24 protein-coding genes are annotated in these 24,439 nt (G+C 70.2%); 9 read left to right on the top strand and 15 right to left on the bottom strand.

Annotated elements, in window-relative coordinates:
- The first annotated feature begins 11 nt into the window (after window positions 1–11).
- Window positions 12–722, top strand: a complete 711-nt coding sequence (locus OG507_RS25060; RefSeq protein ID WP_327369419.1) for a TetR/AcrR family transcriptional regulator — start codon at window positions 12–14, stop codon at window positions 720–722.
- Between the two features lie 100 nt (window positions 723–822).
- Here OG507_RS25060 and OG507_RS25055 read toward each other — a convergent pair whose 3' ends face one another.
- The 3 genes from OG507_RS25055 to OG507_RS25045 form a co-directional block, all read right to left on the bottom strand.
- A complete protein-coding gene (locus OG507_RS25055; RefSeq protein WP_327369418.1) occupies window positions 823–2,379 on the bottom strand; it encodes an ABC transporter substrate-binding protein in 1,557 nt (518 codons plus the stop codon).
- A 187-nt stretch (window positions 2,380–2,566) separates the two neighbouring features.
- Window positions 2,567–3,898, bottom strand: coding sequence for a metallophosphoesterase (locus tag OG507_RS25050; protein WP_327372073.1), 1,332 nt, complete (start codon window positions 3,896–3,898; stop codon window positions 2,567–2,569).
- Between the two features lie 53 nt (window positions 3,899–3,951).
- On the bottom strand, window positions 3,952–4,197 hold the full coding sequence (locus OG507_RS25045) for an SCO4848 family membrane protein (protein ID WP_327369417.1): 246 nt from the start codon (window positions 4,195–4,197) through the stop codon (window positions 3,952–3,954).
- A 121-nt stretch (window positions 4,198–4,318) separates the two neighbouring features.
- Here OG507_RS25045 and OG507_RS25040 point away from each other — a divergent pair, with 121 nt between their 5' ends.
- Window positions 4,319–5,572, top strand: coding sequence for a D-alanyl-D-alanine carboxypeptidase family protein (locus OG507_RS25040; protein ID WP_327369416.1), 1,254 nt, complete (start codon window positions 4,319–4,321; stop codon window positions 5,570–5,572).
- On the opposite strand, the gene OG507_RS25035 is transcribed toward OG507_RS25040, so the two are convergent.
- A complete protein-coding gene (locus OG507_RS25035; protein ID WP_327369415.1) occupies window positions 5,520–6,452 on the bottom strand; it encodes a YihY/virulence factor BrkB family protein in 933 nt (310 codons plus the stop codon). The genes OG507_RS25040 and OG507_RS25035 overlap by 53 nt on opposite strands.
- A 141-nt stretch (window positions 6,453–6,593) precedes the next feature.
- On the opposite strand from OG507_RS25035, the gene OG507_RS25030 reads away from it, so the two are divergent.
- Together OG507_RS25030 and OG507_RS25025 are read left to right on the top strand one after the other, a co-directional pair.
- Window positions 6,594–7,943 carry an FAD-binding oxidoreductase gene (locus OG507_RS25030; RefSeq protein WP_327369414.1) on the top strand — a complete coding sequence of 450 codons (1,350 nt, stop codon included), beginning with the start codon at window positions 6,594–6,596 and terminating at the stop codon, window positions 7,941–7,943.
- A gap of 61 nt (window positions 7,944–8,004) precedes the next feature.
- The gene (locus tag OG507_RS25025) at window positions 8,005–8,805 is read left to right on the top strand and encodes a decaprenylphospho-beta-D-erythro-pentofuranosid-2-ulose 2-reductase (RefSeq protein WP_327369413.1); all 801 of its coding nucleotides are present in this window, start codon (window positions 8,005–8,007) and stop codon (window positions 8,803–8,805) included.
- A gap of 45 nt (window positions 8,806–8,850) precedes the next feature.
- Here the strand turns inward: OG507_RS25025 and OG507_RS25020 are convergent, their stop codons facing one another.
- Together OG507_RS25020 and trpS are read right to left on the bottom strand one after the other, a co-directional pair.
- Window positions 8,851–9,441 carry a 2'-5' RNA ligase family protein gene (locus OG507_RS25020; RefSeq protein WP_327369412.1) on the bottom strand — a complete coding sequence of 197 codons (591 nt, stop codon included), beginning with the start codon at window positions 9,439–9,441 and terminating at the stop codon, window positions 8,851–8,853.
- Window positions 9,442–9,567: 126 nt separating this feature from the next.
- Window positions 9,568–10,581 (bottom strand): tryptophan--tRNA ligase, encoded by a 1,014-nt coding sequence (gene trpS, locus OG507_RS25015; RefSeq protein ID WP_327369411.1) that lies wholly within the window; start codon window positions 10,579–10,581, stop codon window positions 9,568–9,570.
- Window positions 10,582–10,770: 189 nt separating this feature from the next.
- Here trpS and rocD point away from each other — a divergent pair, with 189 nt between their 5' ends.
- Entirely contained in the window at window positions 10,771–11,976 is a 1,206-nt protein-coding gene (gene rocD, locus OG507_RS25010; RefSeq protein WP_327369410.1) for an ornithine--oxo-acid transaminase, read from the top strand.
- Between the two features lie 29 nt (window positions 11,977–12,005).
- Here the strand turns inward: rocD and OG507_RS25005 are convergent, their stop codons facing one another.
- Together OG507_RS25005 and OG507_RS25000 are read right to left on the bottom strand one after the other, a co-directional pair.
- Window positions 12,006–13,196 (bottom strand): glutathionylspermidine synthase family protein, encoded by a 1,191-nt coding sequence (locus OG507_RS25005; RefSeq protein ID WP_327369409.1) that lies wholly within the window; start codon window positions 13,194–13,196, stop codon window positions 12,006–12,008.
- A gap of 6 nt (window positions 13,197–13,202) precedes the next feature.
- Window positions 13,203–13,478: a hypothetical protein gene (locus OG507_RS25000; RefSeq protein WP_327369408.1), complete on the bottom strand. Its 276-nt coding sequence runs from the start codon at window positions 13,476–13,478 to the stop codon at window positions 13,203–13,205.
- 147 nt (window positions 13,479–13,625) lie between these two features.
- Between OG507_RS25000 and OG507_RS24995 the strand changes: the two genes are divergently transcribed.
- A complete protein-coding gene (locus OG507_RS24995) occupies window positions 13,626–14,486 on the top strand; it encodes a hypothetical protein (RefSeq protein WP_327372072.1) in 861 nt (286 codons plus the stop codon).
- Window positions 14,487–14,497: 11 nt separating this feature from the next.
- Here the strand turns inward: OG507_RS24995 and pdxR are convergent, their stop codons facing one another.
- The gene (gene pdxR / locus OG507_RS24990; protein WP_327369407.1) at window positions 14,498–15,901 is read right to left on the bottom strand and encodes a MocR-like pyridoxine biosynthesis transcription factor PdxR; all 1,404 of its coding nucleotides are present in this window, start codon (window positions 15,899–15,901) and stop codon (window positions 14,498–14,500) included.
- Between the two features lie 47 nt (window positions 15,902–15,948).
- Here pdxR and OG507_RS24985 point away from each other — a divergent pair, with 47 nt between their 5' ends.
- Both OG507_RS24985 and OG507_RS24980 read left to right on the top strand, forming a co-directional pair.
- On the top strand, window positions 15,949–16,461 hold the full coding sequence (locus OG507_RS24985) for a carboxymuconolactone decarboxylase family protein (RefSeq protein WP_327369406.1): 513 nt from the start codon (window positions 15,949–15,951) through the stop codon (window positions 16,459–16,461).
- Between the two features lie 60 nt (window positions 16,462–16,521).
- Complete coding sequence (locus tag OG507_RS24980; protein WP_327369405.1) at window positions 16,522–17,253, top strand: isocitrate lyase/PEP mutase family protein; 732 nt, start codon at window positions 16,522–16,524, stop codon at window positions 17,251–17,253.
- 74 nt (window positions 17,254–17,327) lie between these two features.
- Here OG507_RS24980 and OG507_RS24975 read toward each other — a convergent pair whose 3' ends face one another.
- The 4 genes from OG507_RS24975 to OG507_RS24960 all read right to left on the bottom strand — a co-directional run bounded on the left by OG507_RS24975 (window position 17,328) and on the right by OG507_RS24960 (window position 21,057).
- Complete coding sequence (locus tag OG507_RS24975) at window positions 17,328–18,317, bottom strand: malate dehydrogenase (RefSeq protein ID WP_327369404.1); 990 nt, start codon at window positions 18,315–18,317, stop codon at window positions 17,328–17,330.
- Window positions 18,318–18,583: 266 nt separating this feature from the next.
- The gene (locus OG507_RS24970) at window positions 18,584–19,054 is read right to left on the bottom strand and encodes a helix-turn-helix domain-containing protein (RefSeq protein ID WP_442811009.1); all 471 of its coding nucleotides are present in this window, start codon (window positions 19,052–19,054) and stop codon (window positions 18,584–18,586) included.
- 465 nt (window positions 19,055–19,519) lie between these two features.
- Entirely contained in the window at window positions 19,520–20,164 is a 645-nt protein-coding gene (locus tag OG507_RS24965; protein WP_327369403.1) for a DUF3017 domain-containing protein, read from the bottom strand.
- 29 nt (window positions 20,165–20,193) lie between these two features.
- Window positions 20,194–21,057, bottom strand: a complete 864-nt coding sequence (locus OG507_RS24960) for a bifunctional methylenetetrahydrofolate dehydrogenase/methenyltetrahydrofolate cyclohydrolase (RefSeq protein ID WP_327369402.1) — start codon at window positions 21,055–21,057, stop codon at window positions 20,194–20,196.
- Window positions 21,058–21,285: 228 nt separating this feature from the next.
- Between OG507_RS24960 and OG507_RS24955 the strand changes: the two genes are divergently transcribed.
- Window positions 21,286–22,026, top strand: a complete 741-nt coding sequence (locus OG507_RS24955) for an RDD family protein (RefSeq protein ID WP_327369401.1) — start codon at window positions 21,286–21,288, stop codon at window positions 22,024–22,026.
- An 83-nt stretch (window positions 22,027–22,109) separates the two neighbouring features.
- On the opposite strand, the gene purH is transcribed toward OG507_RS24955, so the two are convergent.
- Window positions 22,110–23,663: a bifunctional phosphoribosylaminoimidazolecarboxamide formyltransferase/IMP cyclohydrolase gene (gene purH / locus OG507_RS24950; protein ID WP_327369400.1), complete on the bottom strand. Its 1,554-nt coding sequence runs from the start codon at window positions 23,661–23,663 to the stop codon at window positions 22,110–22,112.
- Window positions 23,650–24,306 carry a phosphoribosylglycinamide formyltransferase gene (purN, locus tag OG507_RS24945; protein ID WP_327369399.1) on the bottom strand — a complete coding sequence of 219 codons (657 nt, stop codon included), beginning with the start codon at window positions 24,304–24,306 and terminating at the stop codon, window positions 23,650–23,652. The genes purH and purN overlap by 14 nt, the downstream gene beginning before the upstream one ends.
- Window positions 24,307–24,439 lie beyond the last annotated feature (133 nt).

The following is a 24,439-nucleotide window of genomic DNA, read 5'->3' as shown; positions in this document are numbered from 1 at the left end:
CCCTCGGGACTGTGGTGAAGGAAGAAAAGGACGTGAAGGAAGTCAAGGCTCCCAAGAGCGAGCAGACCCGCACACTCATCCTCGAAACCGCGCTCCGGCTGTTCCAGGAACGCGGTTACGACAAGACGACGATGCGGGCCATCGCCCAGGAGGCCGGCGTCTCCGTCGGGAACGCCTACTACTACTTCACGAACAAGGAACACCTCGTCCAGGGCTTTTACGACCGGCTCGCCGCCGAGCACGAAGCGGCGGTCCAGCCGGTCCTGGACGGCGACAAGGACCTCGCGGTACGGATGCGCGGGGTCCTGCTCACATGGCTGGACGTGGCGGAGCCGTACCACCGCTTCGCCGCCCAGTTCTTCAAGAACGCCGCGGATCCGGAGAGTCCGCTCAGCCCGTTCTCGACGGAATCGGTCGCGGCCCGCGAGGCGGCGATCTCCATCCACCGGCGCTGCCTGGCCGGCTCCGACACCAAGACCGACCCCGAACTGGCGGAGCAGCTGCCGCAGTTGATGTGGCTGATACAGATGGGCCTGGTGCTCTACTGGGTGTACGACCGGACGGAGCACACCGAGCGCAGCCGCCGCCTGGTCGAGCGCTCCGCCCCGATCGGCGCCCGCGCGATCGCGCTCTCCCGGTTCCGGGTGCTGCGCCCGCTGGTACGGCAGATCCACGAGGTGCTGGAGGATTTCCTGCCCGGCGCCGCGAAGCGCGCGGCCTAGGGTCCGCGCAGACAGGCGGACAGACGAAGGGGCGGCCGTCCGGCAGCGCCGGGACGACCGCCCCTCTTTCCGTACGCGCCGGATGCGGCGCCGCGGACCGTCAGATCCGCCGCAGCTCCCACAGCCGCCAGATGCCGGTGCCGTCCGAGAGGTACTGCGAACCGGAGACATCGGTCGTGCTGACGACGTAGTCCTTCTTCTGCCACAGCGGCACGAGCGGCACGTCCTCGCCGACCAGCGCCTGGAGCTGCTTGAAGTCCGTCGCGGTACGACTGCGGTCGCTGTACTGCAGCGTGGCGCCGATCAGGGCGTCCATCTTCTTGCTGGTGTAGCCGTTGTGAAGGCTGTTCTCGCGGCCGACCAGCGGCTGGCTGAAGGTGTCGGGGTCCGGGTAGTCGGGGAGCCAGCCGACGGTGTACGCGTCGTACTTGCCGGCCGCGTACTCCTTCTGGAACTGCTGCCAGTCGACTGCCTTGACCGAGACCTTGAACAGCCCGTTCGCCTCCAGCTGGCGGCGCAGTTCCGCCGTCTCCTTCGCGTACGCCTCGTCGCCGCCGCGGTAGGCGAAGTTGATGTGCAGCGGCGTCTGCACGCCGGCCTCCTGCAGCAGCTCCTTGGCACGCTTGGAGTCGGGTGCGGGATAGGCGTCGAAGAACGGTGTGCTGTGCCCGATGTAGCCCTGCGGGATCAGCGAGTAGAGCGGTTCGACCGTGCCCTTGTAGACATCGGTCACCAGCGGCCCGCGGTCGATGATCGACGCGACGGCCTGGCGGACCTTCTTGTTCGCGAACGGCGAGCCGGCGCGGACGTTGAAGACGAGATTGCGGATCTCGGCACTGTCCGCCTCGGTGACGCGCAGATCGGGGTCGCCAGGGTTCAGCCCGGCGAGCGTGGACGGCGGCAGCTGCCGGTGCGTCACATCGACCTGTCCGGTCTTCCAGGCCGACAGGAGCGCGTCGGACTCCTTGTAGTAGTGCACGGTGACCGGGACACCGGCCTTCTTCAGCGCACCCTTGTACCGGGGGTTGGGGACCAGCTCGGCGGTGACGCCCGGCTGGTACGCCTTCAGGATGTACGGACCCGAGCCGTCGACCACGTCCCCGGAACGGAGCTTGTCCGCCGGGTACGACTCGCGGTCGACGATGGAACCGGCTCCCGTGGCGAGCTTCTGCGGGAAGGTCGCGTCACGCGAGGAGAGGTTGAAGGTGATGGTCCGGCCCTCGGACACCACGTTCTTGAGGCTCGGGAACAGCACCGACGGACCGACATCCGTCTTGATCCTGATCATCCGCTCGATGGAGTACTTGACATCGGCGGCGGTCATCTTGCGACCGTTGGAGAAGAACAGATCGTCACGCAGCTTGCACTGGTACGTCTGCAGCTTCTGCCCGATGAACCCACAGCTCTCGGCGGCGTCGGGTTCGGGGACGATCGCCCCGGACTTGAACGTCATGAGGGACTGATAGATGTTGCTGTACATCGCCCAGGAACCGGCGTCGTAGGCACCCGCCGGATCGAGCGAGGTGACTTCGTCCGTCGTTCCGACCGCGATCGGGTCCTTCTTCACCTCGTTCGAGGGAAGCAACTGCCAGGCGCCGACGCCTGCGATGACCAATACCGCGAGAATCGCGAGAATCCGTAGCCGGATCGACCGCATTGCCGTGCTCTCCCTTAACAGCCCCACCTCGGCGTTGCGTTCAGATACGCACATCACCGCATGCTCACGCTCAGCCAATCACACGATTTTCACATCTGGAAGAGCAAAACTGGGACTCATAGCCTTTTGTTCGGCACTTGAAACCTTGGCGATGCCGCAGGGTTGGTAACAAGCCATCAACAGAGAGTCAGGCCTGGTGGGAGGCGAGTTCCACGACGGTGATGTCGGAGGGCGCACCGACCCGCACGGGCGGCCCCCAGGCACCCGCGCCCCGCGAGACGTACAGCTGCGTGTCGCCGTAGCGGTCGAGCCCGGCGACCGTGGGATTGGCCAGTTCCGCGATGTAGTTGCCCGGCCAGAGCTGGCCACCGTGGGTGTGTCCGGAGAGCTGGAGGTCCACGCCGTGGGCGACGGCATCGCGGATGACGACCGGCTGGTGGGCGAGGAGGACGGCGGCGCGGGTACGGTCCCGGTCGCCGAGGGCGCGCTCGAAGTCGGGCCCCTGCCCCTCGCTCTCCCCGCCGATGTCGTTGACGCCCGCGAGATCGAACCCGCCGATCTCGACCCGGGCGTTCTCCAAGGGGTGAAGGCCGAGTTCCCGTACGTGATCGACCCATTGGGCGGCGCCGGAGTAGTACTCGTGGTTGCCGGTGACGAAGAAGCTCCCCCGGCGGGCGCTCAGCTGTGCGAGCGGCTCCGCGGCCGGGCCGAGGTCGGCGACGGTCCCGTCGACGAGGTCCCCGACGACGGCGACCAGATCCGGCTGGGTCCGGTTGATCGTGTCGACGATCCGCTGGGTGTGGGCGCGGCCGAGGACCGGGCCGAGGTGGATGTCGCTGACGACGGCGATACGGAAGCCGTGCGCGGAGCGGGGCAGCTTGGCGAGCGGCACGGTGATCCGCTTGACCCGCGGCCCGCGCAGCACGCCGTACGTGCCCTGCCCGACCGTCCCGAGCCCGGCGACGGCGGCAGCACCCCCGACGGCCCGCGCGACGAACAGACGCCGGGTGGGGGCGGCGACGGACCGCGACGACGGATCGGAAACTTCGGCTTCGGCTTCGGCCAGGAGAGTGCCGGCTGCGGAGGTGCCGGTGCCGGACGCCTTCCGCGCGAGCGGCTCCGCAGCCGAGGGGGAATCCGGCTCGTCCGCCCCACGTGTCCGGTCCGCACCGCCTGCGCCGTCCGCTGACGCCGCGTCCGTGATCTCCGCGCGAGCCGCACGGGCCGCGAGCACCCGGCGCAGGACCGGCCGTACCGCCTCGCCCACCAGCAGAGCGAGCGTCAGATAAAGCAGCGCGGCCAGCCACAGATAGCCCGGCCAGGCCAGCACCTGCTGGAGCCAGAAGGGCGCCCCCGTACGCCCGGACACCAGGGCGCCGACGCTCAGCAGCGGCAGGAGGTACGCGGCCACCGTGCCGGCCGTGCGCAGGGCGCTGCCCTCGGCCGTCGTGTCGCCGACGAAACGGCGCCACAGATAGCGGTGTACGCCGACGAGCAGCGCGAGCACCACGACCGCCATCAGTGCGAGACCGGCCACTGCCACTTGCGACTCCTCCGCCGTCGTACGGCTTGTTATGAACGCTCGCGGCGCAGGGCTCTGACTCCACGGAACCCGATCACACCAATGGCCGTCCCCAGAAGAAAGGACGTGATCGCGAGCAGCAGATGCACCCAGAAGTACGCAGTCGGATCACCCGCGTCGTCGAAGGCGAGTCCGCTGCTGTCCTTCCACAGGTTCTTGACGAAAGTGATCCAGATGAACCAGCTCCACACCCCGAAAGCGAGCAGGAACCAGGAGACGGGGCGGCTGAGCTTCATGGACCCAGTATCGCCGCCTCGTGACGGCGAAGTCGCCCGGGGTGGGCTGTCCCGGCGGTACGCACGGCGGGTCAAGCCGTCCATGTCCCCATCCATATCTTCACCCTGTACGTTTCCGACCGTGCCTGCTCTGAAAAAGATCGCATTGACGGTCACCTCTGCCGCCTTGTTGTCCACATTTGTCATCACTCCGGCATCGGCCGTCGACAAGGACACTTCCGACGACAAGCCGAAGCCGCCCTCCGGGATGTCCCGGGTCGGGGGCGAGCTGCTGAGCCGGACCGGCACGCAGGTCAAGCTGGGGGCCGGCGCCCCCGTGCTGCCCAAGGGCCTGACGGGCAGGTCCTGGATCGTCGCGGACGCCGAGAACGGCGAGATTCTCGCCGCGCACAACCCGCACTGGCGGCTGCCTCCCGCCTCCACCATGAAGATGCTCTTCGCGGACACCGTGCTGCCCGCGCTGCAGCCGCAGACCCGGACGTACACGGTGCAGAGCAAGGACCTCGCCGCAGTCGGCGAGGGCAGCAGCCTGGTCGGCGTCAAGGCGAACCTCAGCTATACGGTCCGCGATCTGTGGCTCGGGGTGTTCCTGCGTTCGGGCAACGACGCGGTGCATGTGCTGTCCTCGATGTACGGTGGCATTCCCAAGACCGTCGCCGACATGCAGGCGCACGCCGAGGAGTTGCAGGCGCTCGACACGAAGGTGGTGTCGCCCGACGGGTACGACGCGCCCGGTCAGGTCTCCAGCGCGTACGACCTGACGCTGTTCGCCCGCAGCGGGCTGCAGAAGGCGGACTTCCGGGAGTACTGCTCGACGGCCGAGGCGAAGTTCCCCGGCCCACAGAAGGACGGCAAGCGCGAGAGCCTCGCCATCCAGAACACCAACCGGCTGCTGACCGGCGCGGACGGCGTCACCCCGTACAAGGGCATCGCAGGCGTCAAGAACGGCTACACCACGCACGCGGGCAACACCTTCACGGGCGTCGCCGAGCGCGACGGCAAGGTTCTGCTCGTCACCGTCATGAACCCCTCGGCCGATGAACGGCACGCCGTCTACAAGGAATCCGCCAGCCTCCTCGACTGGGGCTTCGCCGCGAGCGGCAAGGTGACCCCGGTCGGCGAACTGGTGCCCCCGAAGTCCGCCGACACCGACAGCGGGACCGGCAGCGGGAAGGGCCCCGCCGCGGCGAACGGAAAGGACGACGAGGGCAGGAACGGTCCCTCGCACACCGCCGCCGCCACCACCGGGGGCGGCGGCGCCGGGATCGCGCTGGGGATCGTCGGAGGCGTCCTGGTGCTGCTGGCCGGCGGGGTGTTCCTGGTCAACCGGCGCTGGCCGCTGCCGGACCTGGTTCGCCGTCTTCCCCGTCGCTGACGGCCGCGGATTCCTTCCCCGTGTCCTTGCCGCTGCTCCGCGTCGCCGTCCAGGCGGCGCAGTACAGCAACAGCTTTGCCGTGAAGTTGATCCACAGCAGCAGCGCGATCGGCACTCCGAAGGCGCCGTACATGCTCTTCGACGCGACGCCCTTCATATAGCTGCCCAGCAGCAGCTTGAGCAGCTCGAAGCCGATCGCGCCGATCACACCGGCGACCAGCAGCCTGCGGCGCGGCGGCTCGACGCCGGGCAGCAGCGTCAGCAGATAGAGCAGCAGCAGGAAGTCGGCGAGGGCCGCCACGACGATGGCGGCCACCTGCAGCACCACAGCGCCCGCGCCGCGGTCCGAGATGCCCAGCAGACCGGCGGTCCGGCCGACCGCCACGGATCCGGCCGAGGAGATGGCGAGCGTCACGAGCGCCGCCCCGCCGAGACCGAGCAGCAGCCCGACGTCCTTGAGCCGGCGGACGACCGGATTGCCCAGGTCCCTGTCGTCCATGCCCCACACGGCGCGCAGACAGCCCCGCATCGCACCGACCCAGCCGACACCGGTGAAGAGCAGCACCACACCGGCGACCAGCCCGACCGTGCCCGCGTTGGCCACCAGATTGCTGATGCCGAGCTGGTCGGAGATGCCCGGCACCTGATCGGCGATCTTGTCCTCGATCTTGTGGAGCTGCTCGGTGGAGAGCAGCGCGGCACCGATCGCCGCGCCGACCGCGATCAGCGGGAAGAGCGCCAGAAAGCTGATGAAGGTGATCGCGGCGGCGAGCCTGGTCCAGTGGACCCGTTCCAGCGCCTCATACGAGCGCCAGGCGTGCGTCGCCATCAGCCGGGAGACGATCGGCCCGATGACGGGGAGGTTTCTCAGCCAGTCCATGACGTACGACTACCCTCCTGGGCACGGAAATCCGGCATCCCCTTCGTTGCCGTACGGGCTGACGCTTCTTCAATCACCCATACCGGTGAGCGTTGTAACAAATCCCTCGAAAGGGTTTTCTCGGGCGATACGGTCACCATCATGTCTGTCGACACCGTGTCCCTGACCGGCTGGGGCCGTACCGCCCCGACGACCGCCCTGCGCTTTCGCCCCCGTACGTACGAGGAGGCGGCGGCGACGGTGCGCGGGTGCGGGCCCCGCGGCTCCATCGCCCGGGGCCTCGGCCGGGCCCACGGCGACGCGGCACAGAACGCGGGCGGCTCCGTCCTCGACATGACCGCGCTGAACCGGATCCGCACCATCGACGCCGCGACCGGCCTGGTCGTCTGCGACGCCGGGGTCAGCCTGCACCGGCTGATGGAGGTCCTGCTGCCGCTCGGCTGGTTCGTCCCCGTCACACCGGCCACCCGTTATGTCACCGTGGGCGGCGCGATCGGCGCCGACATCCACGGCCGCAACCATCACTTCTCCGGCTCCTTCTCCCGGCACGTCCAGCAGCTGGAGCTGCTGACCGCCGAGGGCGAGATCCGTACGGTCCGCCCCGGCACCGATCTCTTCCACGCGACCGCGGGCGGCCTCGGCCTGACGGGGGTGATCCTCTCGGCCACGCTCCGGTGCCACCGCGTCACCAGCTCCTGGATGTCGGTCGACACCGAACGGACCATCGACCTGGACGACCTGCTGGCCAGGCTCTCCGCCGGGGACCACCGCTACCGCTACTCCGCCGCCTGGATCGATCTCCTCGCCCGCGGCCGGGCGACAGGGCGCTCCGTACTCACCCGAGGGGAGCACGTACCCCGGTACGCGCTACCGGCGCGCGCCCGGCACACTCCGCTCGCGTTCAATCCCGGACAGCTGCCCGCCACCCCCGCCCTCGTACCGGAGGGGCTGCTCAGCCGCACCTCCGTCGCCCTCTTCAACGAGCTCCGCTACCGCACGGCCCCCAAGTACCGCATCGGGGAACTGCAGCGGCTGTCCACGTTCTTCCACCCCCTGGACTGCCTGCCGCACTGGAACCGGATCCACGGCCGCGGCGGGTCCGTGCGCTACCAGTTCGTCGTCGGGCACGGACAGGAGGAGACGCTGCGCCGGATCGTGCGCCGGATCTCCCACCGGCGCTGTCCGTCGCTCCTCGCCGTGCTCAAACGGTTCGGCGCGGGCGACCCCGGCTGGCTGTCGTTCCCGATGCCCGGCTGGACGCTCGCCCTCGATCTGCCCGCCGCCCTGCCGGGGCTGGCCCGGTTCCTGGACTCGCTGGACGAGGAGGTGGCCGGGGCCGGCGGCCGGGTCTGTCTGGCGAAGGACTCCCGGCTGCGGCCCCAGATGCTGGCCGCGATGTATCCACGGCTGGCCGACTTCCGGTCGCTGCGCGCCGAGCTGGACCCGAACGGGGCGTTCCGCTCGGACCTGTCACGCCGCCTGTCGCTCTGAGAGCGCCGCGATCCCCCCTTTCCTTTCCCCTTCGTCCGATTCATCTGCAAGGAGTGTTTCCGTGAAGGACGCCTTCGGTGCCCCGCAGTCCCTGCTCGTTCTCGGCGGCACGTCGGAGATCGCCCTCGCCACCGCACGCCGGCTGATCGCCCGCCGGACCCGTACGGTCCGGCTCGCCGGCCGCCCCTCCCCCGCCCTCGACTCGGCCGCCGCCGGGCTGCGCGCACGCGGCGCCGACGTCCGTACGGTCGACTTCGACGCCCTCGACTCCGAGTCCCACGAGACCGTACTCGGCAAGATCTTCGCCGAGGGCGACATCGACATGGTGCTCCTCGCCTTCGGCATCGCGGGCGACCAGGGGCGTGACGAGGAGGAGCCGCTCTCCGCGGTCCGGGTCGCGCAGACCAACTACACGGGGGCCGTCTCCGCCGGGCTGGTGTGCGCCGGCGCGCTCCAGGCGCAGGGGCACGGCTCGCTGGTGGTGCTGTCCTCGGTGGCAGGTGAGCGCGCCCGTCGCGCCGATTTCATCTACGGGTCCAGCAAAGCAGGCCTGGACGCGTTCACGCAGGGCCTGGGGGACGCGCTGTACGGCACAGGGGTTCATGTGATGGTCGTACGCCCCGGTGTCGTACACCCGAAAACCACGGCCGGGGCAGCGGCCCCGCGGCTCACCGCGGCACGGTTCGCCGCCGCGCCTCTGGAGGCATCGCCTCTCACGACGACTCCGGACGCGGTCGCCGAGGCGATCGTGACGGGTCTGCGGCGGCGTTCGGAGACGGTGTGGGTGCCGGGGTCACTGCGTGTAGTGATGTCGGCACTGCGGCATCTGCCGCGTCCGCTGTTCCGGCGCCTGCCGGTCTGAATCCGCCCGGTCCTCGGGCGCCGCCGGGGCGGTCCGGGAGACAGTTCAGGGCTGCAGGGAGGGCTCGTCCACGGCGGAGCCGCCCTGCGCGGGCACGGCGGGCGCGCTGCCCCCGGCACCGAACGGGAACTCGTTGATCTTGCGCCAGACGCCGTCCGGGCCCTGCTCGTACAGCGCGAAGGAAGCGCAGGTCCAGGAGGCCTCGTAGTCGGAGAGCTCCTCGTACGCCCGGTCCATCGCCTGCTCGGGGATGTCGTGCGCCACGGTCACATGCGGGTGGTACGGGAACTGGAGCTCGCGCACCAGCGGCCCGGAGGCGTCCCGGACCCGCTTCTGCAGCCAGGTGCAGGCCGAGGCCCCTTCGACGACCTGGACGAAGACGACCGGCGAGAGCGGACGGAAGGTGCCCGTGCCGGACAGCCGCATCGGAAAGGGGCGGCCGCCCGTGGCGATCTGCGCGAGATACGCCTCGATCGCGGGCAGGTCGGCCGCCTGCGCCACGGTCGGTGGAAGAAGCGTGACGTGGGTGGGAATGCCGTACGCGGCAGGATCCCCGAAGCTCGCGCGCCGCTCCTGGAGCAGGCTGCCGTAGGGCTCCGGGACCGCGATCGAAACGCCGAGCGTTACGGTCCCCACGTCGCTCTCCTCAATCCTCGATGGATGATCCTCGACGGTCGATGGCCTGTTTTCGGCCATCCACCGGATCAACTTCCCGTCGCCAGTGTGACCCCTGGGGCCGTGAAACCGCCAGGGTCCTTGGACTCAGTGCTTCGCGGGCAGAAAGCCCATCCGGTCGTACGTCAGGGCCAGGGTCTCAGCCGCGACGGACCTGGCCTTCTCCGCTCCCTTGGCCAGGATCGAGTCAAGCGTCTCCGGGTCGTCCAGGTATTCCTGGGTGCGGGTGCGAAACGGTGTGACGAACTCCACCATGACCTCGGCGAGGTCGGTCTTGAGCGCACCGTAGCCCTTGCCCTCGTACTTCTGCTCCAGATCCGCGATGCCGGTGTCGGTCAGCGTGGAGTAGATGGTCAGCAGGTTGCTGACACCGGGCTTCCCGGTCCGGTCGAAGCGGATGACCGTGTCCGTGTCGGTTACCGCGCTCTTCACCTTCTTGGCGGTGGCCTTCGGCTCGTCCAGGAGGTTGATCAGGCCCTTCGGGGTGGCCGCCGACTTGCTCATCTTCGACGACGGGTCCTGGAGGTCGTAGATCTTCGCCGTCTCCTTGAGGATGTACGGGTCCGGCACGGTGAACGTCTCGCCGTAGCCGGTGTTGAACCGCTCGGCGAGGTTGCGGGTCAGCTCCAGGTGCTGGCGCTGGTCCTCGCCGACCGGGACCTGGTCGGCCTGGTACAGCAGGATGTCGGCGACCATCAGCATCGGGTACGTGAAGAGACCGACCGTGGTGCGGTCGGCGCCCTGCTTGGCCGACTTGTCCTTGAACTGCGTCATGCGGGACGCCTCGCCGAAGCCGGTGAGGCAGTTCATGATCCAGCCGAGCTGGGCGTGCTCGGGGACATGGCTCTGGACGAAGAGCGTGCAGCGCTCCGGGTCGAGACCGGCGGCGAGCAGCTGGGCGACCGCGAGCCGGGTGTTCGCGCGCAGCTCCGCGGGGTCCTGCGGAACGGTGATCGCATGCAGGTCCACGACCATGTAGAAGGCGTCGTGGGATTCCTGCAGCGCCACCCACTGGCGGACCGCACCGAGGTAGTTGCCGAGGTGGAACGAGCCTGCGGTGGGCTGGATTCCGGAGAGCACGCGGGGGCGTTCAGAGGCCATGGAACCCATTGTCTCAGGTGCGGAACGGAACTCCGGCAGCCGGTACGGAAGGGGTGCGGGCGCGGGCGGAGGGGCGCGGACGGGCGCACGCGGGCGCGCCGTGAATTGAAGGTTTCCTCGACAGGGTTCCGACCGACGATACAAAGTGGGCACCACCCCAGCCCACGCCGCACGACGAACGGAGATCCCGTGTCGACCACGGAAACCGCCATCGCCTCCGCCGAGGCGCACAGCGCGCACAACTACCATCCGCTGCCCGTCGTCGTCGCTTCGGCGGACGGGGCCTGGATGACGGATGTCGAGGGCCGTCGCTACCTCGACATGCTCGCCGGGTACTCGGCGCTCAATTTCGGCCATGGCAACCGGCGCCTGCTCGACGCGGCCAAGGCACAGCTGGAACGGGTGACCCTCACCTCGCGCGCCTTCTACCACGACCGGTTCGCCGATTTCTGTACGCAGCTCGCCGAGTTGTGCGGCATGGAGACGGTGCTGCCGATGAACACCGGCGCCGAGGCCGTGGAGACCGCGGTGAAGACCGCCCGCAAGTGGGGCTACCGGGTGAAGGGCGTCCCGGACGGCATGGCGAAGATCATCGTCGCCGCGAACAACTTCCACGGCCGGACGACGACGATCATCAGCTTCTCCACGGACCCGGAGGCGCGGGAGGACTTCGGTCCGTACACGCCGGGGTTCGAGATCGTGCCGTACGGGGATCTGACCGCGCTCGCGGAGGCGATGACCGAGAACACCGTGGCGGTGCTGCTGGAGCCGATCCAGGGCGAGGCCGGGGTGCTGGTGCCGCCGCCGGGCTATCTCCCCGGGGTGCGTGAGCTCACCCGTGAGCGGAATGTGCTGTTCATCGCGGACGAGATCCAGTCGGGCCTGGGCCGGACCGGGAAGACCTTCGCGTGTGAGCACGAGGGTGTCGTGCCGGACATGTATGTGCTCGGCAAGGCGCTGGGCGGTGGCGTGGTGCCGGTGTCGGCGGTGGTCTCGTCGAAGGACGTGCTCGGGGTCTACCGGCCCGGCGAGCACGGTTCGACGTTCGGCGGGAATCCCCTGGCCTGCGCGGTGGCGCTGGAGGTCATCGCGATGCTCCGGTCCGGCGAGTTCCAGCAGCGGGCCACCGAGCTGGGCGAGCACCTGCACCAGGAGCTGGGGCTGCTGGTGGGCGGGGGCGCGGTGGAGGCGGTACGGGGCCGGGGGCTGTGGGCGGGAGTCGACATCGCCCCGAGCCACGGCACCGGACGGGAGATCTCCGAGAAGCTGATGGACCGCGGGGTGCTGGTCAAGGACACCCATGGCTCGACGATCCGGATCGCCCCGCCGCTGGTGATCAGCAAGGAGGACCTGGACTGGGGGCTGGAGCAGCTCCGGGGCGTTCTGCGCGACTGAGTCCCGCCGCGACAGGTGCCGGAAAGGCCCTAGAGGATGACGTGGGGCAGGAAGCGGGCGTACTCGTCCGTGACCGGCCCCGCCGACTCCCGGATGCCGAGCCCGGCCGCCTCGTCCTCCACGACCCACGCCCCCAGCACCACCCGGTTGCCGTCGAAGTCCGGCAGCGGCGCCAGTTCCTGGTAGCAGCACGGCTCGTCCCGCAGCACCGCCGGGCCTCCCGGCTCATGGATCGTGACCCCGGCCCCTTCACGGCCGAGCAGCGGCTTGGCGACATAGCCGCTGCCGTTCCCCTCCCCGGCCAGTTCGCGCGGACCGTCGAGGTAGGAAGGGAGCAGATTCGGGTGCCCCGGACAGAGCTCCCAGAGGATCGCCAGCAGCGCCTTGTTGGAGAGGAGCATCTTCCAGGCGGGCTCGATCCAGCAGGTGGTGCCGGTGCCGCCGCCGTTGTCTAGGGTGTCCAGTACATGTGGCCCGAAGCGGTCGGTCGCCAGCCACTCCCACGGGTACAGCTTGAAGCAGCTGCGGATGAAGCGGAGCCGTTCGTCGACGAACCGCCCGGTCAGCCGGTCCCAGCCGATCTGTTCGACGGAGAGCGCCTCGGTGTCGATGCCGGCCTGTTCGGCGGTCTCCCGCAGATAGGCGACCGTCATCAGGTCCTCGCCGATCTCGTCCCCCTCGGAGTGGGCGAAGTGCAGCGGTCCCGGCGGCAGCAGTGCGGCCTGCCGCTTCCATGCGGCGACGAGGCGTTCATGGAGGGAGTTCCACTGGTCGGCGCCCGGGAAGCGGTCCTCCATCCAGAACCACTGGGCGCTGGCGGCCTCCACGAGTGAGGTGGGGGTGTCGGCGTTGTACTCCAGCATCTTCGCCGGACCGGTCCCGTCGTAGCAGAGGTCGAACCGGCCGTACAGGGAGGGCAGTTCGCCGCGCCGGCGCCAGGACTCGGCGATCAGGGCGGCCAGTCGGCGGTCGGTGATGCCGAGGTCGGCGAAGCGGTCCTGCTCGACGATGTGCGCGGCGGCGGCCAGGCACATCGTGTGCAGTTCCTCGACGACGTCCTCCAGCGCCTCGACCTCGGGCAGCGAGAAGACGTAGTACGCGCTCTCGTCCCAGTAGGGGCGCAGCGACCCGTCGGGGTAACGGGTCAGCGGATAGACGACTCCCTGCTCCTCCACCGTCCGCTGCCAGCCGGCACGGGGCTGTGTGGTGCGGCGTTCCATACCGGTTCAGCCGCCGCCGGTGCCCGAGCAGCCGAAGCCGCCGCTGTCGACCGCGGACTTGTTGAAGCTGCCGCCCTGCACCTTGCCGTTCTTGCTGCTGCCGCCGTAGTAGTACGAACCCTTGCCGTCGCCGTTCTTGCACTCGTAGCTCGGCAGCTTGTCCTGGGTCAGCGGGTCGACGCACCGCTTGTCCGGTTCCGAACCACAGGAGGTGATCATCGCTGCGAGCACCCCCATACCGCCGAGCACCACCGTGCTCGACCTCAGCCTGCGTATGGCCATGCCTCTGTCGCCCCCGTTACCCCGTCGTACGAATCGGACCAGTGCGGCCATCCCTCGTGGCCATCCGTCAGATTAGATGCCCGCGGAGTGCGGTCGACAGCGGGTGCACCGAACTTCCGCAAGTAGAGTCCCCCCGTGGTCCTCGGGATGATCTGCGCGCTCGGCGCCGCCGTCTGCTTCGGTACGGCCTCCGTCCTCCAGGCCGTCGCCGCGCGGGCCGCCGCGGAGCCGGGGCCGGGCGCCGGGGTCGATCCGGCGCTGCTGCTTCGCGCGCTGCGCCAGTGGCGCTACCTGGCCGGACTCGCCCTCGACGGCTTCGGCTTCGTCCTCCAGATCATCGCTCTGCGGTCGCTGCCGATCTATGCGGTGGGCGCCGCCCTGGCGGCGAGTCTCGCGGTGACGGCGGTGGTCGCCGCCCGGCTGCTGAAGGTGCGGCTGAGCGGTGTCGAGTGGACCGCGGTCGGCACCGTCTGCGCGGGCCTGGGCATGCTGGGGCTCGCCTCCGGCAGCGAGGGCGGCGAAACCGGTCCGGCGGCCCTGGGCTGGACGATGCTGGGGATCTCGCTGGGCATTCTGCTGATCGGCGCGGCGGCCGGGCGCCTGCCTCAGAGGCCGCGGGCGTTCGTGCTGGGGCTCGGCGCGGGGTGCGGTTTCGGGGTGGTGGAGGTCACGGTCCGGCTGATCGACGACGTGTCCCCGGCGGCGCTGCTCGCCAACCCTGCCGTGTACGCCCTGCTGCTGGGCGGCGGTTCGGCGTTCCTGCTGCTCACCTCGGCGCTGCAGCGCGGTTCGGTGACGACGGCGACGGCCGGCATGGTGCTCGGCGAGACGATCGGCCCGGCGCTGGTGGGCGTCGTCTGGCTCGGGGACCGTACCCGCGAAGGCCTCGGCTGGCTGGCGGTGGCCGGATTCCTGGTGGCGGTGGCGGGTGCGCTGGCCCTGGCCCGGTTCGGCGAGGCCCCGGCGGATGCCCCCGAACAGGCCGAACCCGCCGTCCCGGGGCCGTAGAGGAACCGGCTTCAGGGCAGCACCCGGCAGAGCGCGTCAAGCGCGCCCGTCCAGGCGCTGTCGGTCGGCGTCCCGTAACCGATGACCAGCGCATCGCGCGCCGGTGCCGCGTCCGGGTGCCGGAAGCGCGAGAATCCCTCCAGCGCCAGCCCCTGCCAGGCGGCCGACCGCATCACCGACGGCTCGCTGCCCTCGGGGAGTTCGAGCACGGCGTGCAGCCCGGCGGCGATTCCGCTGATCCGGACACCGGGTGCGCGTTCCGCCAGGACCGCGACGAGCTGGTCGCGGCGGCGGCGGTAGCGCAGCCGCATCGAGCGCACATGACGGTCGTACGCACCCGATGCGATGAACTCCGCGAGCGTCAGCTGTTCCAGCGCGCTCGACGACCAGTCGCTCACCCCCTTGGCCTCGGCCACCTCCCCCACCAGGTTCTCCGGCAGCACCATCCACCCGAGCCGCAGTCCCGGCGCCAGCGACTTGCTCGTCGTCCCCAGGTGGACGACGTGTTCGGGATCGAGGCCCTGGAGCGCGCCGACCGGCTGCCGGTCGTAGCGGAACTCTCCGTCGTAGTCGTCCTCCAGGATCAGCCCGCCCGTGCCGCGCGCCCAGTCGACCGCCGCGGCCCGCCGGTCGGGATGGAGCGGCACCCCCGTCGGGAACTGGTGCGCGGGTGTCATCAGGACCGCGCCCACACCGCGGAGCCCGGCCAGTTCACCGGTCCTGGCCCCCAGTCCGTCGACCGGCAGACAGGGCAGGCGCAGCCCGGCGTCGGCGAGCAGGTTCCAGTGCACGTCCAGTCCGTACGACTCGACGGCCACCTCCCGCACCCGCCGCTTGCGCAGCACCGTGCCCATCAGCTTCAGCGCCTGTACGAACCCGGCGCAGATCACGATCCGCTCCGGGTCGGCGTACACACCGCGGGCACGCGCCAGATAGTCGGCGAGTACGGTGCGCAGCTCGATGCGTCCGCGCGGATCGCCGTACCCGAAGGCGTCGTTGGGGGCGGCGGCCAGGGCGCGGCGGGCGGCCTTGAGCCAGTCCGCGCGGGGGAACGTCGAGAGGTCGGGCGATCCGGGCAGCAGGTTGTGGGCGGACCGGGACGGCACCGGCCTGGACCGCACCGTCCGGGTGGCCGCCCGGCGCGGCTCGGCCCGCTGTGCCACCCTGGTCCCCGAACCCTGGCGGGCGGTGAGCCACCCCTCGGCGACCAGCTCCGCGTACGCGTCGGCAACGGTGTTCCGGGCGATGCCGAGGTCGACGGCGAGGCTGCGGGAGGACGGCAGCCGGGTGCCGGGCGTCAGCCGCCCCGTCCGTACGGCCTCGCGCAGGGCGTCCATGAGCCCGGCCCGCAGCCCTGCCGCGCCCTTTGTCTCCAGATGCAGGTCGGCACCGAAAGTGGCCCAGTAATCTGTCATGTAAATGGACCATACCGGTGCGCCATCCGCGCCGTAACGTCGTAGCCATGACGACGAACGAGCACCACCACCCGACCTCCGCACTCAACCCCGAGCACACCCCCCGTACGAACTGGGCCGAGCTCGCCCCCGATGTCTACAAGGCCATGATCCGGCTGGACGCGGCGTCCCGCAGGGGCCTCGACCCGGTCGTGGGGGAGCTGGTGAAGATCCGCGCCTCGCAGCTCAACCACTGCGCGTTCTGCCTCGACATGCACACCAAGGACGCGCTCGCGGCGGGCGAGTCCATCGAGCGGATCGTGCAGCTCAGCGCGTGGGAGGAGTCGCAGCACTACTACACGCCGAAGGAGATCGCGGCCATCGAGCTGACCGAGGCGGTGACCGTGCTGACCGACGGCTTCGTGCCGGACAAGGTGTGGGAGAAGGCCGCCAAGCACTTCGACGAGACCGAGCTGGCCCACCTCGTCGCCGCGATCACGACGATCAACGCCTGGAACCGCTTCGCCGTGACCACCCGGCTGGTCCCCGGTCACTACAAGCCGGCCGAGACCAGGCACTGACCCCGCCCGCACGCCCCGCACGCCGCCCGCACCCTCGGACCGACCCCGGGAGCCCCCGCGTTGACCGCATCTGTTCTGCGCGCCCTGCACCACGACCGCACGCCCGGCGATCCGCTGGTCCTCCCCGGCCCGTGGGACGCGGCGAGCGCCCGTGCCTTCGCCGACGCGGGCTTCCCGGCTCTCGCTACGCCCAGCGGCGGGGTCGCGGCCTCGCTCGGTTACGAGGACGGGGCGACGCCCGCCGCCGAGATGTTCGCGGCCGTGGCCAGGATCGTGCGCGCCGTCCCGGCCGCCGTCCCCGTCTCGGCGGACATCGAGGCGGGTTACGGTCTTGCGCCCGGGGAACTCGTGGAACGCCTCCTGGAAACCGGAGTTGTCGGCTGCAATCTGGAGGACTCGGCCGACGGCACCCTCGTCGAGGCCGAGCGGCAGGCGGACCGGCTGGCGGAGATACGGGCGGTCGCCGGCGACAGCCTCTTCGTCAACACCCGCGTCGACACGTACGTCCAGGGCGGCACGGGCGAGGAGGCGGAGACGGAGACGGTCCGCCGCGCCCTGCTGTACGTGGCGGCGGGCGCGGACTGCGTCTACCCGATCATGGCGCCGCCCGAGGCCCTGCCCCGGCTGGCCGCCGCCGTACCCGTCCCGCTCAACGCCCTCGCCCGCCCGGACGGTCCGGCCCCGCGCCGGCTGGGGGAGCTGGGTGCCGCCCGGATCACCTTCGGCGCCGGACTGCAGCGCCGGGCCATGGCGGCCGTACACGAGATCGCGGACGAACTGCGCAAGGGATAGGCGCCCCACGACACCACCGCCCCCGGCAGCGACTGCTGCCGGGGGCGGTGGTGTACGCCTCGGGGGCGTGACGATCAGATCAGGCCGAGCTCGCGAACCGCGTCGCGCTCCTCGATGAGCTCCTGCACCGACGCGTCGATGCGCGAGCGGGAGAACTCGTTGATGTCCAGGCCCTGGACGATCTCGTACTTGCCGTCCTTCGTGGTGACCGGGAAGGACGAGATGATGCCCTCGGGCACACCGTAGGAGCCGTCCGACGGGATACCCATGGAGGTCCAGTCACCGGCGGCGGTGCCGTTCACCCAGGTGTGGATGTGGTCGATCGCGGCGTTGGCGGCGGAGGCGGCCGAGGACGCGCCACGGGCCTCGATGATCGCGGCGCCGCGCTTGGCGACGGTCGGGATGAAGGTGTCGGCCAGCCACGCCTCGTCGTTGACGAGCTCGGCGGCGTTCTTGCCCGCGACCTCCGCGTGGAAGATGTCCGGGTACTGGGTCGCCGAGTGGTTGCCCCAGATCGTCAGCTTCTTGATGTCGGAGACGGCGGCACCGGTCTTCGCGGCCAGCTGCGAAATCGCGCGGTTGTGGTCGAGGCGGGTCATCGCGGTGAAGCGCTCGGCCGGTACGTCCGGGGCGGCGGCCTGCGCGATGAGCGCGTTGGTGTTCGCCGGGTTGCCGACGACGAGGACCTTGATGTCGTCCGCGGCGTTGTCGTTGATGGCCTTGCCCTGCGGCTTGAAGATGCCGCCGTTGGCGGAGAGCAGGTCACCGCGCTCCATGCCCTTCGTGCGCGGGCGGGCGCCGACGAGCAGGGCGACGTTGGCACCGGCGAAGCCGACGTTGGCGTCGTCGGTGATCTCGATGTTGCGCAGCAACGGGAAGGCGCAGTCGTCGAGCTCCATCGCGGTGCCCTCGGCGGCCTTCAGCCCCTGCGGGATCTCAAGGAGGCGCAGGTTGACCGGCACGTCCGGGCCGAGCAGGTGGCCGGAGGCGATGCGGAAGAGCAGCGCGTAGCCGATCTGGCCGGCTGCGCCGGTCACGGTGACATTCACGGGAGTGCGGGTCATGGCGATCTCCGTTAGACAGCTGGCGGTGGGGGTCCCTGCCCCTGGTGCTGGACATCCCTGAATCTTGATGTGAAGAGATATCCAGCGGTCAGGCTATCCGACCCGGAACCTCCCGACCGCCCGGCCCCCTGTGGCACCGCACACAACCCGTCACACAGCGCTCACCCGGCCGTACCCGCTCACCCGGGAGGCGGCGGGCCCGGCGGTGGGGCCGGTGGTGGGCCTGGTGGCGGGGCGTGCGGTGGTGGGGCGCCCCACCACCGTCGTCACCGGCCCGCCGCCGCCAGCAGCACCGCCCCGGCCAGGACGAGCAGTGCGCCGACCGCCGCCGCGAGGAGCACAGCGGGCCGTGTGCGGCCGCCACTTGGGCGGCCCGCTCGCGGCGACTGCTGCGGCGCCGCCAACGGGAGCGCCGCACGCGCCTGGGAGACCCTGAAGGGCTCGACCGTCCTGTCCTGGCGCATCTCGGAACGGCTCCAGGCCCGCTCGGCCAGCTCCCACATGGTCGTCAGATGCACCTGGTTGGTGCCCGTCACCTCGGCGAGAGCGACGATTGCTCCTATGGGCGCGAGCAGACGCCCGCTCAGATAGCGCTCCCACGACGTCCTGCTGTAGCCCGTGCGATCGGCGACCGCGGCGATGCTCAGCCCTCCGCGGTCGACGAGTTTGCGCAGCTGTCCGGCGAACTCCCTGACCTGCGGATCGAGTTCGTCCGACAGCGCCTTCCAACGAGGCATCGCTCCCCCTTGTTTCCCCGTGCCCGGTCCGGATCCGCTTCTGCTTCCGCTTTCTGCTTCCGCTTTCTGCTTCCGTTCCGGACTACCCAGGAGTACGCGCGAGCGCGGGACAACTGTTCCTGGAAGCGGGGCGCACGGGGGCGTTCGGGGCTCGGGATACGACCCTGCGCGCCCCGGTATTGGCGTGCTCATGTTGCCCGGCGATCACACCGTGGCGGAATGGTCACTTCCGTGCCACAGGCAACAGGGATTCCTTGTACCGGTGTTCGCCGTCCACGAGGCTGAAGTCAGGACGGGGGCAAGGCCGCTCAAGTCACCACGATCCGGAGCGCCCGCGCTCCGGTGGCCGCCCGTCCTCGGGTGTCCGTCCCTTCTCGGGGGAGGGGACGGACACCGTCCTCGGCGGACCGTTCAACGGGTCGCTCAGGGGGTCGTTCAGGAGCGGATCGTTCAGGAGCGGATCGTTCAGCGGATCGTGAAGTGGACCGCGTCCTCCAGGAACGGGAGGTCCAGCCACGGCTTGGGCTGCGCCACCAGCGCGAGCATCACGATGAGGAAGCCGAGCAGCCCGTACGTCACCAGGTCGGTGAAGCGGGACCGGACCGCCAGCATGCCCACCGACGGGACGACCAGCCGCAGCACGGCACCCCCGATGAGGGCCGCGCCGATCAGCATCGTGCCGATCCGGAAGGCCTCGGCGAAGGGGTCGACGGCCACGATCAGCAGCCCGAATCCGGCCGTGCAGAGCACGGCGAGGAGCGGCCACTGCCGGGCCGGCGCGGGCGCGTCCCCGGACGCGGCCCGGCCGCCGCCCTCGGGACGCGCGGTGTCCCGGGTGAACGACGGGAACCTCCGCGACGCACGCGGCGCGCTGTGCGGGGCGTCGGCCGCAGCGGCCTCGGGGCGAGTGTCCTCCGCCCGGTCCGCGCCCCCGTCCGCGTCGCCGGACTCCGCATCGGCCCGGACGGCCGCCCCTTCACGGGCTGCGGCCTCCTCACCGGGCGCGGCCCCGTCCGCCGCATCCGCACCGGACACCTCCGCGCCCGACGGCGCCGGAGACGTCCGGTCCTCCTCGGCGGCCGGGTCGGCCGGACTCGTACCAGCACCCATGGGGCTCCTTCCGGATCGGGTCGGCCGGCTCAGACGGCGTCGGCTGCGAGGAGCTCGGCCGCCTCGACCACGTTGACGAGCAGCTGGGCGCGGGTCATCGGGCCGACACCGCCCGGGTTGGGGGAGATCCACGCGGCGACCTCGGCCACACCCGGGTGGACGTCCCCGACGATCTTGCCGTTCTCGTCCCGGCTGACGCCGACGTCGAGCACGGCCGCGCCCGGCTTCACGTCCTCGGGCTTGATGATGTGCGGCACACCGGCGGCGGCGACGATGATGTCGGCCTGCCTGAGCTGGGCGGAGAGGTCACGCGTACCGGTGTGGCACTGGGTGACGGTGGCGTTCTCGGACTTACGGGTCAGCAGCAGCGGGATCGAGCGGCCGATGGTGACACCGCGGCCGACGACCACGACGTGCGCCCCATTGATCTCCACGCCGTGGTGGCGGAGCAGCTGGACGACGCCCTGCGGGGTGCAGGGCAGCGGGCCCTTCTCGTTCAGCACGAGGCGTCCGAGGTTCATCGGGTGCAGGCCGTCGGCGTCCTTGGCCGGATCCATCAGTTCCAGGACGCGGTTGGTGTCGATTCCCTTGGGAAGGGGAAGCTGCACGATGTACCCCGTGCACTCGGGGTTGGCGTTGAGCTCCCGTACGACGTCCTCGATCTCCTCCTGGGTGGCGGTGTCGGGGAGTTCGCGCTGGATGGAGGCGATGCCGACCTGTGCGCAGTCGCGGTGCTTGCCGTTCACGTACCACCGGCTGCCCGGGTCGTCCCCGACGAGCAGGGTTCCCAGGCCAGGGGTGATGCCCTGCGCCTTGAGGGCCGCCACGCGGACGGTGAGATCGGACTTGATCGCGGCTGCGGTGGCCTTGCCATCGAGAATCTGGGCAGTCATGTCCCCATACTCGCGGATGACCCCACCCGCATACCAATTCTGGGTGCCGACGGCGGACACGAGGTTGCACTTGGGCAACATCCAGCCGCCACGACTAGACAAACTTACACTCCACTTATAACGATTATGGCCGCAGTGCCGCAGAAGTACCGGGGGGCGGACCACTGGCCTTTTCTTTCCTCCGTGCGGCCGCATCGTCCCCGCATGCACGTTGGAGGAACGCCCCAGATGAGCTTCGGCGACCCGAACCCGAACAATCCGTACGGCCAACAGCCCGGCCAGCCGCCGCAGGGCCAGCCCGGTTACGGATACCCGCAGCAGCCGCCGCAGGGCGTACCCCCGCAGCAGGGCCAGCCCGGCTATGGCTACCCGCAGCAGCCCGGTCAGGCGCCGCAAGGCCAGCCCGGTTACGGATACCCGCAGCAGGCCCCGGGCACGCTCCAGGCCAACAACGGCTACATAAACGTCCCGGTCTTGGGTACCGTCCAGGTCGCCTCAATGGGCCGCCGCCTCGGCGCTCGCGCCATCGACGGCGTCGTCATCGGCGTCATCCTCAGCATCATCATGGGGATCGGTCTGGCCGGCGCGGTGGGCATCGCCAACGACTGCGACCCCAACTCGGCGGACTACACCTCGTGCATGAATGACGCCAGCGCTGGCATCGTCACCGCGATGTTCACCTGGATCGCAGTGATCGCCGTCTTCACGCTGCTCTACGAGTGGCTGATGATCTCGCTCGTCGGCGCGACCGTGGGCAAGCTCGCCGTCGGTCTGCGTGTCGTGAAGGAGAACACCGGTCAGAACCCGGGTCTCGGCTCCGGCTTCATCCGCTACATCATTCCGATCGTCGGCGCGTTCCTCTGCTACATCGGCGCCATCCTCGTCTACCTCTCGCCGTTCTTCGACAACTCCGGGAAGCTGCAGGGCTGGCACGACCGTGCCGCCGGCACCCTGGTGATCAAGAAGTAGGGCACCCCGGCACGCCCGGCGTGCCGCACACACGAAGGGCCGGAACTCCCCGCGGAGTTCCGGCCCTTCGTGCTGGGGAACCGTCAGTGGAAGAAGTGCCGCGTACCCGTGAAGTACATCGTCACGCCCGCCTTCCGCGCGGCCTCGACCACCAGCTCGTCGCGGACCGAACCGCCCGGCTGGGCCACGGCCTTGATGCCCGCCGCGGTCAGGATCTCCAGCCCGTCCGGGAACGGGAAGAACGCGTCGGACGCGGCGTACGCGCCGCGCGCCCGCTCCTCGCCCGCCCGCTCGACGGCCAGCTTCGCGGAGTCGACCCGGTTGACCTGGCCCATGCCGACGCCGACCGAGGCGCCGCCCTTGGCGAGCAGGATCGCGTTGGACTTGACCGCGCGGCACGCCTTCCACGCGAAGGCGAGCTCCTTCAGCTCGTCCTCCGAGAGGGCCTCACCGGTGGCGAGGGTCCAGTTGGCCGGGTCGTCGCCGTCGGCCTGGAGGCGGTCGGTGACCTGGAGCAGCGCGCCGCCGTCGATCGGCTTGACCTCCACCTCGGAGGCCGGGGCGTCGGGGCAGCGCAGCACGCGGATGTTCTTCTTGCGGGCCAGCACCTCGACCGCGCCGTCCTCGTACGCCGGGGCGACGATGACCTCGGTGAAGATCTCCGCGACCTGCTCGGCCATGGCCACGGTCACCGGGCGGTTGACGGCGATGACCCCGCCGAAGGCGGAGAGCGGGTCGCAGGCGTGCGCGTTGCGGTGCGCCTCGGCGACGTCGTCGGCGATCGCGATGCCGCACGGATTGGCGTGCTTGATGATCGCGACGCACGGCTCGGCGTGGTCGTACGCGGCCCGGCGCGCGGCGTCGGTGTCCGTGTAGTTGTTGTACGACATCTCCTTGCCGTGCAGCTGCTCGGCCTCGGCCAGGCCACCGGCGCCGGAGGTGTAGAGCGCGGCGGGCTGGTGCGGGTTCTCGCCGTACCGCAGGACGTTCTTGCGCTCGTACGTCGCACCGAAGAAGTCGGGGAAGCCCGAGTCGTCCGCGGCGGCGTAATCGTCCGCGAACCAGGAAGCCACGGCCACGTCGTACGCGGCCGTGTGCTGGAAGGCCTCGGCGGCCAGCCGCTTGCGGGCGGTCAGGTCGAAGCCGCCCGCCTCGACCGCGGCGAGGACGTCGGCGTACCGCTCGGGGCTAGTGACGACGGCCACGGACGGGTGGTTCTTGGCGGCGGCACGGACCATCGACGGGCCGCCGATGTCGATCTGCTCCACGCACTCGTCGGCGGTCGCGCCGGAGGCGACGGTCTCCTTGAACGGATACAGGTTGACGACGACGAGGTCGAAGGGCTCGACACCCAGTTCGGCGAGCTGCTCGCGGTGGGCGTCCAGGCGCAGGTCCGCGAGGATGCCGGCGTGGACGCGCGGGTGCAGCGTCTTGACGCGGCCGTCGAGGCACTCGGGGAAGCCGGTGAGCTCCTCGACCTTGGTGACCGGAACCCCGGCGGCAGCGATCTTCCCGGCGGTGGAGCCGGTGGAGACCAGCTCGACACCCGCCTCGTGCAGACCGCGGGCGAGGTCTTCGAGCCCTGTCTTGTCGTAGACACTGACCAGGGCGCGGCGGATGGGCTTATTCACCGACATGACCGAGATGAACCTTTCGTCCCTCAATGCGATAGCCGTCGCGGGCGAGCCGCCCCACGGCCTCGACGAGCAGCTTGCGCTCGACTTCCTTGATGCGTTCGTGGAGAGCGGCTTCGCCCTCCGCCGTGTCCTCTTCGGCCACCTCGACCACGCCCTGCGCGATGATCGGACCGGTGTCGACGCCGTCGTCGACGAAGTGGACGGTGCACCCGGTGACCTTCACGCCGTACGCGAGTGCGTCACGCACCCCGTGGGCACCGGGAAAGCTGGGGAGCAGGGCGGGGTGGGTGTTGATGAACCGGCCGCCGAACCGGGCGAGGAACTCCTTGCCCACGATCTTCATGAACCCCGCGGACACCACGAGGTCCGGGCGGTGCTCGGCCGTCGCGGCCGCGAGTGCCGCGTCCCACTCCTCGCGGGTGGCGTGGTCCTTGACCCTGCACACGAAGGTCGGCAGCCCGGCGCGCTCCGCCCGCTCCAGACCGACGATGCCGGAACGGTCGGCGCCGACGGCGACGATCTGCGCACCGAAGCCCTCGGGGTCGTCGCCGATGGCGTCGAGCAGGGCTTGGAGGTTCGTACCGGAGCCGGAGACGAGCACGACCAGGCGGGCCGGTGCGACGGAGGGGGGCGGGGAGGCCACGGCTGGGCCCTTTCTCGCGTGGTGAACTCGCGTGGTGACGCAGAACGCTGATTTGTATGGTCGTACGAAAGAATCGAGCCCCTCGATACGGGGAACTCTACGAACGAGCCGACCGTCAGCAACGATACCGGCA

The sequence above is a fragment of the Streptomyces sp. NBC_01217 genome, assembly GCF_035994185.1.
Taxonomy (GTDB): Bacteria; Actinomycetota; Actinomycetes; order Streptomycetales; family Streptomycetaceae; genus Streptomyces.
Note: the sequence above shows the minus strand (reverse complement) of the source record. Positions and strands in the feature narration are given on the sequence as shown.

Excerpts from the sequence above, each read along its gene's own strand:
- OG507_RS25055 (WP_327369418.1), bottom strand. The coding sequence starts at position 2,379 with ATGCGGTCGATCCGGCTACGGATTCTCGCGATTCTCGCGGTATTGGTC.
- OG507_RS25050 (WP_327372073.1), bottom strand. The coding sequence starts at position 3,898 with ATGGCGGTCGTGGTGCTCGCGCTGCTCGTCGGCGTACACCGCTATCTG.
- OG507_RS25045 (WP_327369417.1), bottom strand. The coding sequence starts at position 4,197 with ATGAAGCTCAGCCGCCCCGTCTCCTGGTTCCTGCTCGCTTTCGGGGTG.
- OG507_RS25035 (WP_327369415.1), bottom strand. The coding sequence starts at position 6,452 with ATGGACTGGCTGAGAAACCTCCCCGTCATCGGGCCGATCGTCTCCCGG.
- OG507_RS25030 (WP_327369414.1), top strand. The coding sequence starts at position 6,594 with ATGTCTGTCGACACCGTGTCCCTGACCGGCTGGGGCCGTACCGCCCCG.
- trpS (WP_327369411.1), bottom strand. The coding sequence starts at position 10,581 with ATGGCCTCTGAACGCCCCCGCGTGCTCTCCGGAATCCAGCCCACCGCA.
- OG507_RS25005 (WP_327369409.1), bottom strand. The coding sequence starts at position 13,196 with ATGGAACGCCGCACCACACAGCCCCGTGCCGGCTGGCAGCGGACGGTG.
- OG507_RS25000 (WP_327369408.1), bottom strand. The coding sequence starts at position 13,478 with ATGGCCATACGCAGGCTGAGGTCGAGCACGGTGGTGCTCGGCGGTATG.
- OG507_RS24995 (WP_327372072.1), top strand. The coding sequence starts at position 13,626 with ATGATCTGCGCGCTCGGCGCCGCCGTCTGCTTCGGTACGGCCTCCGTC.
- pdxR (WP_327369407.1), bottom strand. The coding sequence starts at position 15,901 with ATGACAGATTACTGGGCCACTTTCGGTGCCGACCTGCATCTGGAGACA.
- OG507_RS24985 (WP_327369406.1), top strand. The coding sequence starts at position 15,949 with ATGACGACGAACGAGCACCACCACCCGACCTCCGCACTCAACCCCGAG.
- OG507_RS24975 (WP_327369404.1), bottom strand. The coding sequence starts at position 18,317 with ATGACCCGCACTCCCGTGAATGTCACCGTGACCGGCGCAGCCGGCCAG.
- OG507_RS24970 (WP_442811009.1), bottom strand. The coding sequence starts at position 19,054 with ATGCCTCGTTGGAAGGCGCTGTCGGACGAACTCGATCCGCAGGTCAGG.
- OG507_RS24965 (WP_327369403.1), bottom strand. The coding sequence starts at position 20,164 with ATGGGTGCTGGTACGAGTCCGGCCGACCCGGCCGCCGAGGAGGACCGG.
- OG507_RS24960 (WP_327369402.1), bottom strand. The coding sequence starts at position 21,057 with ATGACTGCCCAGATTCTCGATGGCAAGGCCACCGCAGCCGCGATCAAG.
- OG507_RS24955 (WP_327369401.1), top strand. The coding sequence starts at position 21,286 with ATGAGCTTCGGCGACCCGAACCCGAACAATCCGTACGGCCAACAGCCC.
- purH (WP_327369400.1), bottom strand. The coding sequence starts at position 23,663 with ATGTCGGTGAATAAGCCCATCCGCCGCGCCCTGGTCAGTGTCTACGAC.